Genomic DNA, 13,293 nt, shown 5'->3' on the forward strand with positions numbered 1-13,293 from the left:
TGGCCTTGCCGGAATGGTGCGGGCCGGGCCATCAGGTCCACCACAGCAATGAGGGCTTCTCCGGTGCATCGCAGGGTGTCCAGCGCCAGCACTTGGCCGTGTGCTCGTAGCGCAGGTTGCCCTGCAGCACCTGGTCCTGCAGAAATTGCCGGGCTTCGCGCGGGTTGCCCCGGGTCTGCTGCATTACCCGAGCGCTCAAGGCAGGCAAGGCATTGACGTGAAAGCAGGTGTCGTCAATCAGCGCAGCCACCTCTTCCCCAGACAGGGGTGCCAGCCGGATTTCATGGAAGCGGGGTGGCCCTTGCTGCCACTCCTGGCGCAGCCGTGCCAGATTGTTCGATGCATCCGCCGCGCTGTCCTGACAGGCCAGAACCAGGTGCAAGTGGCCGATGCTGCGCTCGCGCACCAGGGACAGCACAAAGGTTAACGAAGCCGCGTCTATCCACTGCACATCATCCAGAAACAGCAGCAAGGGGTGCTCCGGGCCGGCAAATACGGCCAGCATGTCCGTGAACGCTTCGTTGCGCCGCTGCTGTGCTGCCAGACCGGTCAGCAGCGGAGCCGGTGGCATGCGCCCGGTGATCCATTCCATTTCGGGCAGCAGCTCCTGAACCGCCGACAGTTTGGGGCCCAGCGCCTTGAGCAGCCGGTTGCGCCAGCGTACCCTGTCCTCCTGTGCGCCGGCGAGCACCTGGCGCAGCAGCGTCTTGAAGGCCTCCACCAAAGCCAGGCTGGGGATGTCGCGCTGTTGCACGTCGAACCGGCTTTCCACCAGCATGCCGCCTGTGCCCAGCACGGTGTTGCGCAGGGCCTGCACCAGCGCCGTCTTGCCTACCCCGGCCTCGCCGCTCACCAGGCACAGCAGGAAATCTCCCTTGACCGTGCACTGCCACTGGTGCACCAGCCCGGTCATCTCACGTGCGCGGCCATAGAGCTGTTCGGGCATCGCAAACTGCGAATGCGGATCGCTTTGCCCCAAGACAAAGTGTGGCACCTGGCCGCTGCTGGTCAGCGTATGCAGGCAGTGCTGCAGGTCATCGGCCAGACCCTGGGCGCTGGCATAGCGCGCGTCCGGGGACTTGGCCAGCAGGCGCATGACCAGCCCGGATACTTGCAGTGGCACCGCGGCATTGACGGTGTGAGGCGCGTCTGGCAGCACCAGAAGTTGCCGGTAGGCCAAATCGAGTGGATCCATGGAGTCAAAGGCTGCCCGGCCCAGCAACCATTCGTAGAGGATCAGGCCCAGGCTGTAGAGGTCGCTGCGCCCATCTACCCGCGCGTGGCGTCCGGCCTGCTCCGGGGAGGCGTAGCGCAGCTGCTCCAGCGACAGCGATCGCCCCGCGGGCGGCGCGGGCAAGAGGCGCAGGCTGCCATCGGGCAGCAGGTCCAGTGCCTGTGGCGACAGGGCGCCGTGCATATGCTGCCTTGCTTCCAGCGCGGCCAACGCCTGCGCCAGCAAGAGTGCCCGCGTCAGCGTGGTTTCCAGTTGTGCCTGCTCCAGCACGGCCATGACACACTCCAAATGATAGGTCGCCGCCAGTCTAGGGATGAATGAATCAGTGTGCAACCTGCTGACGGCTTGCCCGTGTGCAGGGGCACAGGGCCGCGCAGTATGATTCGGCCACCTTCTCATAACCGGAGCGCGCCATGGGTCTGATGGATTTCATCAAGAAACAGTTTATTGACGTCATTCAATGGACCGAAGGCGAGGATGGCACCCTGGCCTGGCGTTACCCCATGCAGGACATGGAAATCCAGAACGGCGGTGTGCTGGTGGTACGCGAGTCGCAAATGGCCCTGTTTGTCAACGAGGGCAAGGTGGCCGATGTGTTCGGCCCCGGCACCTACAAGCTCACCACGCAAACCCTGCCGCTGCTGACCAACCTGAAGAACTGGGACAAGCTGTTTGACTCGCCCTTCAAGAGCGATGTGTATTTCTTCAGCACGCGCCAGCAGATCGACCAGAAGTGGGGCACACCGCAGCCCATCACCATCCGCGATGCCGACTTTGGTGCCGTGCGCCTGCGCGCCTTTGGCAACTACAGCTTCCGCGTGGCTGCACCCGCCCTGTTTCACACCGAAATCTCCGGCACGCGTGACAACTACACCGTGGCCGATGTGGACGGCCAGCTGCGCGGCCTGGTGCTGCAGAACATCAGCAACGCGATTGCCAGCAGCGGCGTGGCTTTCCTTGACCTGGCCAGCAACCAGCTCGCCTTTGCCCAGGCCCTGACCAAACAGCTGGCGCCCGAGTTCGACAAGATCGGCCTCAAGCTCGAAGCCATGACGGTGCAAAACGTCTCCCTGCCCGAAGAGCTGCAAAAAATCCTGGACCAGAAAATCGGCATGGGCATGGTGGGCGGAGACATGGGCAAATTCATGCAGTACCAGACCGCGCAGGCCATTCCCAAATTTGCCGAAGGTGCAGGCCAGGGTGGCGGCATTGCCGGAGACGCCATGGGCCTGGGCGCCGGTGTGGCGCTGGGCCAGGTGCTGGCGCAAAACCTGCAGGCCGGGTTGCAGGCGGCACCGGCCGCAGCAGCAGCGGCTGCGGTGGGCATGAAGCCCGAGGACGTGATGGCCACGCTGGAGAAGCTGGCCGAGCTCAAGGGCAAAGGCATCCTCACCGCAGAAGAGTTTGACGCCAAGAAGGCCGAGTTGCTGAAAAAGCTGGTCTAGCCTGTACCCGCAGGCGTGGCCACCCCTTCCCCCCAACGCAGCTACCGGGCACCCTGCCCGGGTTGTGGCGCGCCGGTTGAATTCCGCAGCGCCCAGTCCACCCACGCCATCTGCGCCTACTGCCAGAGCCTGGTGGTGCGCCAGGGCGAGGTGCTCAAGCGCATCGGCAAGATGGCCGAGCTGTTTGACGACCACAGCCCGCTGCAGCTGCAAAGCGCGGGCACCTGGAAGGGCCAGGCCTTCACCCTGGTGGGCCGCTTGCAATACAAGTACGGCGAGGGCACCTGGACCGAGTGGCATGCCCTCTTGGCCGATGGCAGCAGCGCCTGGCTGGCCGAGGACAACGGCGCCTATGTCTTTGCCGTACCTCAGTTATCGCAACCCCAGCAACGCACGTTGCCCGCAGCCGAATTCTTCCGCGTGGGCGCCACCACGGCCATCAACGGACGCAGCTTTTCGGTAGCCTCCAACCAGACAGTGTCCCTGCTGTCAGCGCAGGGCGAGTTGCCGCGTCTGCCCGAGCTGGGCCGCCCCTTTGCCCTGGTGGAACTGCGCAGCCAGGGCGACGCTGCGGGCCAAGACAGTGCGGCCGTGCTGAGCCTGGACTATGGCCAGACGCCCCCCGCCATCAGCCTGGGCCAGCCGGTGCTGCTGGAAGACCTGAAGCTCTCCGGCCTGCGTGACGCGTCGGCCAAGGATGAGAAAGGCCGCGCCTTCAACTGCCCCAGCTGTGGTGCGGCCCTGAGCCTGCAGCTGTCCACCACGCAGAGCATGACCTGTGGCAGCTGCCACAGCATCATCGATGTCTCCCAGGGCATTGGCGGCGAGCTCAAGCATGCCGCGCAGGATGAGCCGGTGCAGCCCCTGATTGCCCTGGGCAGCAGCGGCACCCTGCAGGGCGTGGCCTGGCAGGTGGTGGGTTACCAGCATCGCATGGGCAACGCCCCCACCGACCCCGACGAGCACTTTGGCTGGGACGAGTATCTGCTCTTCAACCGCAAGCGCGGCTTCACGTTTCTGGTGTCCAGTTCGGAGGGCTGGAGCATCGTGAAACCGGCCACCGGCGCACCGGTTGTCAGCAGCAACGGGCAGAGCGCCACTTACCTGGGCACACGCTACCTGCTCAAGGAAAGCTACACGGCCGAAACCAGCTATGTGCTGGGCGAGTTTTACTGGCAGGTGCAGCGCGGCCAGCACACCAGCAACCGCGACTACAGCGACGGCAAAAACCTGCTCTCCATGGAGCAGTCTGCCCAGGAGCTGACCTGGTCGGTGGGCGGCATGGTGTCCAGCGACACCGTGGCCCAGGCCTTTGGCCTGCAGGACCAGCAGGCGATGCTGCAGCACAGCGATGCCAAACCCTTTGCCGTGGGTGGCGCCTTCTGGTTGCGCCCGGACTTCTGGGTGTTTGTGGTCATCGTGCTGGTGATGCTGTCGTTTACCACCTGCTCGAACAACTGCGATCCCAACACACAAAACTGCTCCAGCAGCACCGGTGGCGTGCGCACCTCGGGCGGCTCCTTTGGCGGCTTTTCCACGGGTGGCGGGCACAAGTAGTCGCGCTGTGCTCTGTTGCGCACAAGCGTGCCATGGGCTGGAATTTCCCCTCCTGTTTGGGCCCCATTGGCCGATAACCAAGAGGAAAGAATCAACCAGGGCCACCCCCAAATGAATGCCACCACCAGCCTGCAGCGGGCGCTGCCCTCCGAGCTCCAGGTGCTGCTCTGGAGCGGCCAGTTGCAGACCATCCAGTTCAACGAGTTCGCCGCCCTCAAGCTGCTGTCGAATGCGGTGTGCTGCATCCGCAATGGCAAGACAGAAGAGTTCGGCGAGCTGGCGCGCTTCTTCATGGTCAACGAAGGCATCCATTCGCTCAGCCTGGGGGTTCTTTACCTGCATGGTGTGCTGCCCACCGGCCTGGTTGGCCACCGTGGCATGGTGATGCAGCTCGCCTGCGAATGCCTGCACCTGCCGGTGCGGCTGACCAACGACATCCTGTATGCCAACACGCACCGCGAGCTGATCGCCTATGGCTCCACCGAGCCGGTGGCACAGGCCGAGTTGCAGGCCCTGATGGTGCTGGGCGACCAGCTGCTGAGCCAGGCGCGCTACGTCTATCCTGACTGGTTTTTGTAGCGAGCCTAGACCTCGGCCCGGTTGCGGCCGCGCTCCTTGGCCATGTAGAGCTTTTCATCAGCCAGCCGGAATACCTGCTTGATTTCGCCATTGGCAGCCTCCAGCCAGGTGCCACCTACCGAAATCGTGGTCACACCCCACTCGCTGTTTTTCTCGTGCGGAATGGACAGGTCGTGCACGGCCTGGACGATGGCGTGCGATACATGCTCGTAAGCCGCGTACGAAGCGCCGGGAATGGTGACTGCGAACTCTTCACCGCCGTAACGTGCAGCAAAGGCATTGGCCGTCAGGCCCTGGGTGTTGGTGGAATGGGCCACATATTCCACCGCCTTGGCCACCATCTTCAGGCAGTCATCACCGGCCTGGTGGCCGTAGTGGTCGTTGTATTTCTTGAAGTTGTCGATGTCGAGCATCAAGAGCCCAAACGAGTCGCCACCGTGCAGGGCGGTGGACCAGGCATGGTCCACCTTGCGGTCCATGCTGCGGCGGTTGAGCAGGCCGGTGAGGCCGTCGTGGTCGGCAATGTTTTGCAGCTTGGCATTGGCCACGGCCAGGCGCTGGCGCAAGCCGGCAATGCGGCTCATGGCCTGCATCTTGGCCTGCAGCACCGGCTCGGGCACAAACTTGGACATGAAGTCATCACCACCAGCTTCGATGGCCGTAATCAGGTTCTGCACCGTGTCCGAGGAGGTCAAAAAGATGATGGGCGTCCAGGCCCATTCCTGGGTCGCCTCGATGGCCCGAATCTGGTTGGTGGCCACAAAACCGTTCATCACCGGCATCTCGATGTCCATCAGGATCAGGTCGGGGCACACCGCCGGGAAAACCTCCACCGCCTTCTGGCCGTTTTCGGCATGCACCACTTCATAGCCGTAGCTGTTGAGCCGCGAGGTCATGACTTGCACCACAGAGCGCGCATCGTCCACAAGAAGAATTTTCATGGTGCGGTGTGTGCCGTGGGTTCAGCCAACCTTGAAGTTGGCAATCTCGTCCTGCAGTGCGTCCGCCTGTGCGGTCAGTGCGCCAGCCGCGGCATTGGTCTCTTCCACCAGCGCGGCGTTTTGCTGCGTGTTCTGGTCCAGCTCCTGGATCGAGTTGCCCACTTCGTTGACCGAGTTGGCCTGCACCCGTGCGGCCGTGGCAATTTCGCCCAGGAAGGCGTTGATTTGTTGTGCATTGGCCACCACGTCTGTCATGGTCTGGCCCGCACCCTCCACCAGCCGGGTGCCACTGTCCACACGTTCCACGCTGGCCGTAATCAGGGCCTTGATCTCCTTGGCTGCCGTGGCGCTGCGCTGCGCCAGCAGACGCACCTCGCTGGCTACCACCGCAAAGCCCCGGCCTGACTCGCCAGCCCGCGCCGCCTCTACGGCCGCGTTCAAGGCCAGGATGTTGGTCTGGAAGGCAATGCCGTCGATCACGCTGATGATGTCGTTGATCTTGCTCGAAGACGTGTGGATGTCGCGCATGGTGCCCACCACCTGTGCGAACACCGAACTGCCCTTTGCCGCGACCTGGTGGTTTTCTTCCGCAAACGCGGCGGCCATGGCTGCGCGCTCTGCGGTTGAGCTGACCATGGTGCTGATGCCGTGCATGGTGGAGGCTTGTGCCTCCAGCGCTGAGGCACTGGATTCGGTGCGTGCGCCCAGATCGGTGCTGGCGGCAGAAATTTCAGCCGCCGCGCTGTGCAGGGCGCGCGCCGAGTGGCGTACCTTGCGGATCAGGATGTGCAGCGAGTCGTAGGCTTTGCGCAGGTCCGTGATCACCTTGGCCGGCTCGTCACTGCCCCAGGGCTTGCGCGGGCGGTGGCGCAGGTCGCCGGTGGACATCTCGTCCAGGTGCTTGCTGATGAGCAGCAGGCCGCCGCGCGTGACCAGAAAGAAACTGTAGAACAGGTACAGGGCCAGCAACAGGCCCACGGCAAGCACGATGGAGGTTTCAATACGCTGGTTTTGCATGCCACCCAGTCGCACGGCCAGCAGATCATCCAGCGCGACCGTGACCCGGTCCGTCAGCGCATATTGCGCCTGGCTTGCCTTGGACGCTGCGCCAGCCAGGGCGGCTTGGCTGGCAGGTGAAAAGTCCTGAGCCTCAATCAAGACCTTGCTTGCGGTTCCCACCAGTGCTGTGCTGGTTTCCAGGGCCTCGGCGGCCTGCAAACGGGCCGCTAGTGTGGGGTTGTAGGCCTGAGCCTTGGCCAGCCCGTCCTGCATGTTCACCAACTGGAAGCGGGCCAGGGCGGCGAGTTCCACCATGCTGCGCAGCTGCGCGGGCGTGGCCGTCCCGGCTTTCATGACTGCTTGCCCCAACGCCGCCAGCTTGGCTGTGTTTTCGGAAATATCCGGCAGGCGAAAGTACACCGCATCCATCAGGTAGTAGGAGTCAATGTCCGGGTCCAGCGTCAGATTGGAGGCATCGGTGGCCTGGGCCAGCAGGCTTTGCAGGGCGGCAACATAGTCGGTCTGGCTCTTGAATGCGGTGTCGGCACCGGATTGCGCCAAGGCAGCAAAGGCCGTACCCGCTGAGGCATAGGCCTTGGACACGCCCAGCGTTGCGCCAAGCTCCGCGTCAACCGTTGCCAGTTTGTCCTGTGCTGCTTTCAGTGCACTTTTTGGGGTGTCCTGTGCCTCGCCGCTGGCGGTGGCGTGGCGCAGTTCCTGCGCTGCAGCCAATACCGGCAGCAAGGTCCGGTTGTATTGCACGCCCACGCGTTCCTTGGCGGAGAAGTCGATCTGTGTGGAGATGTTGGACAGGTAAGACCAGGTCAGCCACACCATGGGGATCACGAACATGGAGCAAATCAGTGCGGCCTTCAGCACAAAGCGCAGGTTGCGCATCAGCCGAATGCCGGGTCCCCAGATGCCATGGGAGTGGGAGGCCGAAACCGGCTCGTCATCGCCATCGGTAGGCGCCAGAAACTGCCGAAGCTCTGCACTCAGCTGGCTCATGCGCGCGCTCCTGCGGAGCATTGGCTGCGACGGACTTCGAAGTGGACCCCCAAATTCATATTTGCCATGAACCTCTTTCAATGGCGCGCTTCAGTGGTGGAACGGAAGTTCAAACCCCTGAACCAGTCTGGCCATGTGTTTTTATCAATTACTGCGCGAAGAAGTGTAATGGAAGTTTCAATTTTTAAAGCCTGCGTTTACCGGGTGACACAAGTGCCCTGAGCGCCGGTATGCGCCGGTATGCGCCGGTTGGGCGCGCAGGCGGTATAAACAGCCACAACGATTCACAAGAAGGACACACTATGGAATGGATGAAACCTGAAATCCTGCTGGGCTCGGTGGTGTATGCGCTGGCGGGTGTGCTGATTTTCTGGATCAGCTTTCTGGTGATCGACAAGCTCACGCCCTACAACCTGTGGCTGGAGATCGTGGAGAAGCAGAACCAGGCCCTGGCCTTGGTGGTGGCCGCCATGTCGCTGGGCATCTGCATCATTGTGGCTGCCGCTATACATTGAGGCCCAATCCCCCCAGCCCGGTCGAGCTGGCGCTGCTGATCTCGGTCTTCGTCGTCTCGGCCTGCGGCCTGGTTTATGAGCTGGCGGCGGGTGCCTTGGCGTCCTACCTGCTGGGCGACTCGGTGCTGCAGTTCTCCACCGTCATCGGTGCCTACCTGTTTGCCATGGGCGTGGGCTCGTACCTGTCGCGCTTTCTGGAGCGCCAGCTCAGTGCCCACTTCCTGCGCATCGAGCTGCTGGTGGCCCTGGCCGGTGGCCTGTTGCCGCTGCTGCTGTTTGTGGCCCATGCCGCCGTGCCCCAGTCCTTTCGCCTGGTGCTCTACGCGCTGGTGATGCTGGTGGGCATTCTGGTGGGGCTGGAGATTCCGCTGGTCATGCGCATGCTGAAAAAAAACGTGGCGCTCAAGGACCTGGTCTCGCAGGTGCTGACCTTTGACTACCTGGGCGCGCTGGCCGTGTCGGTGGCCTTCCCGCTGCTGCTGGTGCCCAACCTGGGCCTGGCGCGCACCGGCCTGCTGTTCGGGCTGATGAATGCGGGCGTGGCGCTGTGGGCCCTGTGGCTGTTCCGCCATGAGCTGCGGCACTTCGGCTCCCATGTACTGGCCTGCGCGGCCACGCTGGCCGCGCTCACCGGGGCTTTTGTATGGGCCGACCACATCACCACCTGGGCCGAAGACAAGCTCTACCAGGACCACGCGGTGATTGCGCTCACCACGCCCTACCAGCGGATCGTGGTGACCAACGCGCCCGGCGAAGGCCGCCTGGGCTACCGGCTCTTTTTGAACGGCAACCTGCAGTTTGCCCAGCGCGATGAATACCGCTACCACGAGGCCCTGGTGCACCCGGTGATGGCCGCGTTTGCCGAACACGGTGCGCCTAAAAAAGTAGCGGTGCTGGGCGGTGGCGACGGCATGGCGGCGCGCGAAATCCTCAAATACCCGGGCGTGGAAAGCATCACACTGGTCGAGCTGGATCCGGCCATGACGAAGTTGTTTACGGACGAGCCGGTGCTCTCTGCACTGAACGCGCAGTCGCTGTCCTCGCCCAAGGTGCGGGTGGTCAACACCGATGCCTTTGGCTACCTGGAACATTCAGACGAGGTGTTTGACGTGATCGTGGTGGACTTCCCCGACCCCACCAACTTCTCGGTGGGCAAACTCTTCACCAACGCCTTCTACGCCCTGCTGGACCAGCACCTCTCGGCCAGTGGTTATGCGGTGATCCAGACCACATCACCGCTGGTGGCGCGCAAGAGCTTCTGGACTGTGGTGCACACCGTGGAATCCGTGGGCCTGAGCGCCACGCCCTACCACGCCCATGTGCCCAGCTTTGGCGAGTGGGGCTTCGTGATCGCCAGCCGCAGGCCGTATCACCTTCCCAACGCGCTGCCTGCAGGCCTGCGCTTTCTGAACACCAAGAGCCTGCCCCTGCTGTTTGACTTCCCGCAGGACATGGACAGTGTGCCCACCGAGATCAACCGCCTCTCCAACCAGGTGCTGGTGAGCACCTACGAGGAAGAGTGGGGGCGGGTGGCGAAATAGCTCAGAGCATCATGCCGCCCGACACCTCAATGCGCTGCGCATTGATCCAGCGGTTGTCGCTGCCCACCAGCGAGGCAATCATGGCGCCTATGTCATCGGCCTCGCCCACGCGTCCGAGGGCGGTTTGCCCGGCCACGAAGGCGTTGAGCTGCGGGTTGTCGCGTACCGCGCCGCCGCCGAAGTCGGTGGCAATCGCACCCGGCGCCACCACGTTGACGGCAATGCCGCGCGGCCCCAGTTCCCGGGCCATGTACTTGGTCAGCGTCTCCACCGCACCCTTCATGGACGCGTAGGCCGCGTAGCCGGGCAGGGCAAAGCGCGCCAAACCCGAGGACAGATTGACGATGCGCCCGCCGTCGCGCATCAGCGGCAAGAGCTTTTGCGTGAGGAAGAAGGTGCCCTTGAAGTGCACATTCACCAGCGCATCAAACTGCGCCTCGGTGGTTTCCATAATCGATGCGTGGGCACCGGTGCCCGCGTTGTTCACCAGTACATCAAAGGTGCTGCTGCCCCAATGGTTTTGCAGGGCTGCGCCCACCTGCTCGGCAAAGGCGGCAAAGCTGCTGCTCTGCGCCACATCAAGTTGCATGGCCACGGCCTTGCGGCCCATGGCTTCGATCTCGGCGACCACGGCAAGCGCTGCGGTGTGCTGCGCTTGGTAGGTCAGGATCACGTCCACGCCCTGCTGGGCCAGGTGCAGGGCCGTGCTCTTGCCAAGACCCCGGCTGCCGCCGGTGATGAGGGCGATGCGCTGATGGGTATCTTTGGTGGTGGATGTCGTGGTGGTGCTCATGGGATGCTCCTTGCAAGCGGTTGAAACAAAGGTGTCTGGGCTGGAGTCTATTGGTCGACCATGAACCGATAAAGCCCCTGTGCCTGATTGCTTTGTTCAGTAAACTCAAACAATGAACCTGCTGGAACACATGCGCATTTTTTCGCGCGTGGCCGAACTCTCAAGCTTTACCCAGGCCGCCGACAACCTGGGCCTGCCGCGGGCCACGGTGTCCACCTCGGTGCAGCAACTCGAGAACCTGCTGGGCGCGCGCCTTCTGCACCGCACCACCCGCAAGGTATTGTTGACGCAGGACGGCCAGGCCTTTTACGAGCGCTGTACCGACGCACTGTCCGACATGGACGAGCTGCAGACCATGTTTCAGCAGAAGAATGCCAACACCCTCAAGGGCCGGGTGCGCATCGACATGAGCACCATCATGGCCCGCAACGCCGTGCTGCCGCGCTTGCCCGAGTTGCTGCAGCACCACCCGCAACTGGAGGTGGAAGTGAGCAGCACCGAGCGCCGCGTGGACCTGATCCGCGAGGGTTTTGACTGCGTGCTGCGTGCCGGCAAGTTGGCCGAGCCCGGCCTGATCGCCCGGCCGCTGTGCGAGCTGCGCATGGTCAATGCCGCCAGCCCCGGCTATGTCGCGCGTTATGGAATCCCTGAGACGCTGGCCAACTTGCAGGCGCACCGCCTGGTGCACTACGTGGCCGTGCTCGGCGCGCGCTCGGGCGGCTTTGAATACGTGCAGGGTGGTGTGGACCAGTCGCTGCCCATGCCCGGACCGGTGAGTGTGAACAATGCCGAGGCCTACCAGGCCGCCTGCGTGGCCGGGCTGGGCATCATCCAGGCGCCCTATGTGGGCCTGCGTGACCTCGTACGCAGCGGCGCGGTGCAGTTGCTGTTGCCGCAATATGAGGCCCGGCCCATGCCCCTGTCGCTGGTCTATGCCAGCCGCCGCAACCAGTCCACGCGCGTGCGGGTGGTGATGGACTGGCTCGCACGCGTGGTGACGGAACACTGCGCGCTGGACGCGGGCTGAGGCGATGCAACGCCGTCACCTACTGGCCAGCGCCGCAGGCGCATCGCTGCTGACCCTAGCGGGCTGCAATGCGGACCGCGCAATCCAGGGCGGCTTTACCGGCATCAACCACACACGCGGCCACCAGTTGCGTGACACCCGCAGCTGGCCTGCGCCGTCTGTGCAACACAAGCCCCGCGTGCTGATTGCCGGTGGCGGTGTGGCAGGGCTTGCCGCAGCCCGCGCCCTGCGCCTGCGCGGCATGAATGACTTCGCGCTGCTGGAGCTCGAGGACGAGGCCGGTGGCAACGCGCGGGGTGGCAGTGTGGAGGCAATAGCCTGCCCGCTGGGCGCGCACTACCTGCCACTGCCCGGCCCGGACGCGCCCGAGGTGCAGGACCTGCTGGAAGAGCTGGGCCTGCGCCAGCGCGTCTCCGGACGCTGGCAATACGATGAACGCCACCTGTGCCACAGCCCACAGGAGCGCCTGTTCTTCCATGGCGCCTGGCAGGAGGGGCTGTTGCCCGTGCAGGGTGTGGGGGAAGCCACACTGGCGCAGTACCGCGCTTTTGCTGCACTGGTGGAACAAGCCCGCAAGACGGTGCATTGGAGCCTGCCGGCCTGGCGCTCGCCCCACACCCCTTTCAAGCAGGCACTGGCCGCCCAGACCTTTGCGGCCTGGCTGAACCAGCAGGGCCTGAATGACACGCACCTGCGCTGGTACCTGGACTACTGCTGCCGCGACGACTATGGCGCTGGCATTGGCACGGTGTCGGCCTGGGCCGGCATCCACTACTTCGCCAGCCGCCACGGCTTTTCCGCACCCGGTGCCGAGTCCGGTGAGCGCGAAGGCCTGCTCACCTGGCCCGAGGGCAATGCCTGGCTCACGCGGCGCCTGGCCGCACCCCTGGGCGAGCGCCTGCACACCGGGCAGATTGTGCTGCGGGTTGAGCCTGGCAAGCACGGCGTGGAAGTAGACGCCTTCAACACCCACACCCACACGGTGGAGCGCTGGCAGGCCGAGCAGGTGGTGGTGGCGCTGCCCGTGTTCGTGGCCGCACGCATCGTGCAAAACGCCCCAGGCTTTTTGCAGGAGGCCGCTGCGCGCACCGTGCATGCCCCCTGGCTGGTGGCCAACCTCCACATCGACAAGCCGCTGTTTGACCGACCCGGCCCGGCCCCCAGCTGGGACAACCTGATTTATGGCGATGCCGCTACCGCCCCTGGTCTGGGATATGTGGATGCCATGCACCAAAGCCTGCTGCCGGTGCCGGGTGCCACCGTGCTCACCTACTACCGGGCCTTGGGCAGTGTGGAGGGCGGGCCAAAGAAAGGCCGCGAACTGTTATTGCAAAAGCCGTGGGCGCAGTGGCGCGACGAGATCCTGCGCGAACTCTCCATCGCCCACCCGGACTTGGGCGCCAAGGCCACGCGCATGGACATCACCCGCTACGGCCACGCCATGGCTATTCCCGTGCCCGACAAGGGCGGCCGCGCAGGCCAGGTGCCACCGGCCTTCGGCCGCATCCGCTTTGCCCACAGCGACTGGGCCGGCTATTCGGTGTTTGAAGAAGCCTTTGCGTTAGGGCACTTGGCTGGCGCTTGAGCCTCGTGTGAAGAGGACTTGTGAGTCCTGCGCTATCGCCCGCATGGATGGTACCCAAGCGCGTGGAAC

11 protein-coding genes are annotated in these 13,293 nt (G+C 64.0%); 7 read left to right on the top strand and 4 right to left on the bottom strand.

What is annotated here, in order from left to right:
• Nucleotides 1-31: 31 nt before the first annotated feature.
• Entirely contained in the window at nt 32-1,510 is a 1,479-nt protein-coding gene (locus tag DIC66_RS12575; RefSeq protein ID WP_158558906.1) for an ATP-binding protein, read from the bottom strand.
• Nucleotides 1,511-1,647: 137 nt separating this feature from the next.
• On the opposite strand from DIC66_RS12575, the gene DIC66_RS12580 reads away from it, so the two are divergent.
• The 3 genes from DIC66_RS12580 to DIC66_RS12590 all read left to right on the top strand — a co-directional run bounded on the left by DIC66_RS12580 (nt 1,648) and on the right by DIC66_RS12590 (nt 4,815).
• On the top strand, nt 1,648-2,679 hold the full coding sequence (locus tag DIC66_RS12580; RefSeq protein WP_117177695.1) for an SPFH domain-containing protein: 1,032 nt from the start codon (nt 1,648-1,650) through the stop codon (nt 2,677-2,679).
• Nucleotides 2,680-2,694: 15 nt separating this feature from the next.
• Nucleotides 2,695-4,236 carry a DUF4178 domain-containing protein gene (locus DIC66_RS12585; protein ID WP_117177697.1) on the top strand — a complete coding sequence of 514 codons (1,542 nt, stop codon included), beginning with the start codon at nt 2,695-2,697 and terminating at the stop codon, nt 4,234-4,236.
• Between the two features lie 111 nt (nt 4,237-4,347).
• Nucleotides 4,348-4,815 (top strand): hypothetical protein, encoded by a 468-nt coding sequence (locus DIC66_RS12590; RefSeq protein WP_147321303.1) that lies wholly within the window; start codon nt 4,348-4,350, stop codon nt 4,813-4,815.
• A 5-nt stretch (nt 4,816-4,820) separates the two neighbouring features.
• Here DIC66_RS12590 and DIC66_RS12595 read toward each other — a convergent pair whose 3' ends face one another.
• Nucleotides 4,821-5,756: a GGDEF domain-containing response regulator gene (locus DIC66_RS12595; protein WP_117177701.1), complete on the bottom strand. Its 936-nt coding sequence runs from the start codon at nt 5,754-5,756 to the stop codon at nt 4,821-4,823.
• Between the two features lie 21 nt (nt 5,757-5,777).
• Entirely contained in the window at nt 5,778-7,763 is a 1,986-nt protein-coding gene (locus tag DIC66_RS12600) for a methyl-accepting chemotaxis protein (RefSeq protein ID WP_158558907.1), read from the bottom strand.
• Between the two features lie 302 nt (nt 7,764-8,065).
• Between DIC66_RS12600 and DIC66_RS12605 the strand changes: the two genes are divergently transcribed.
• The gene (locus DIC66_RS12605) at nt 8,066-8,278 is read left to right on the top strand and encodes a DUF350 domain-containing protein (RefSeq protein ID WP_117177705.1); all 213 of its coding nucleotides are present in this window, start codon (nt 8,066-8,068) and stop codon (nt 8,276-8,278) included.
• Nucleotides 8,275-9,819: a polyamine aminopropyltransferase gene (locus tag DIC66_RS12610; protein WP_233505901.1), complete on the top strand. Its 1,545-nt coding sequence runs from the start codon at nt 8,275-8,277 to the stop codon at nt 9,817-9,819. Before DIC66_RS12605 ends, DIC66_RS12610 begins: the two co-directional genes overlap by 4 nt.
• Nucleotide 9,820: 1 nt before the next feature.
• On the opposite strand, the gene DIC66_RS12615 is transcribed toward DIC66_RS12610, so the two are convergent.
• Nucleotides 9,821-10,612, bottom strand: a complete 792-nt coding sequence (locus DIC66_RS12615) for an SDR family NAD(P)-dependent oxidoreductase (RefSeq protein WP_117177707.1) — start codon at nt 10,610-10,612, stop codon at nt 9,821-9,823.
• 112 nt (nt 10,613-10,724) lie between these two features.
• On the opposite strand from DIC66_RS12615, the gene DIC66_RS12620 reads away from it, so the two are divergent.
• Both DIC66_RS12620 and DIC66_RS12625 read left to right on the top strand, forming a co-directional pair.
• Nucleotides 10,725-11,639 carry a LysR family transcriptional regulator gene (locus DIC66_RS12620; RefSeq protein ID WP_117177708.1) on the top strand — a complete coding sequence of 305 codons (915 nt, stop codon included), beginning with the start codon at nt 10,725-10,727 and terminating at the stop codon, nt 11,637-11,639.
• Nucleotides 11,640-11,643: 4 nt separating this feature from the next.
• Nucleotides 11,644-13,224, top strand: coding sequence for an NAD(P)-binding protein (locus DIC66_RS12625; RefSeq protein ID WP_117177710.1), 1,581 nt, complete (start codon nt 11,644-11,646; stop codon nt 13,222-13,224).
• Nucleotides 13,225-13,293 lie beyond the last annotated feature (69 nt).

This window comes from Rhodoferax lacus, from assembly GCF_003415675.1.
Taxonomy (GTDB): Bacteria; Pseudomonadota; Gammaproteobacteria; order Burkholderiales; family Burkholderiaceae_C; genus Allorhodoferax; species Allorhodoferax lacus.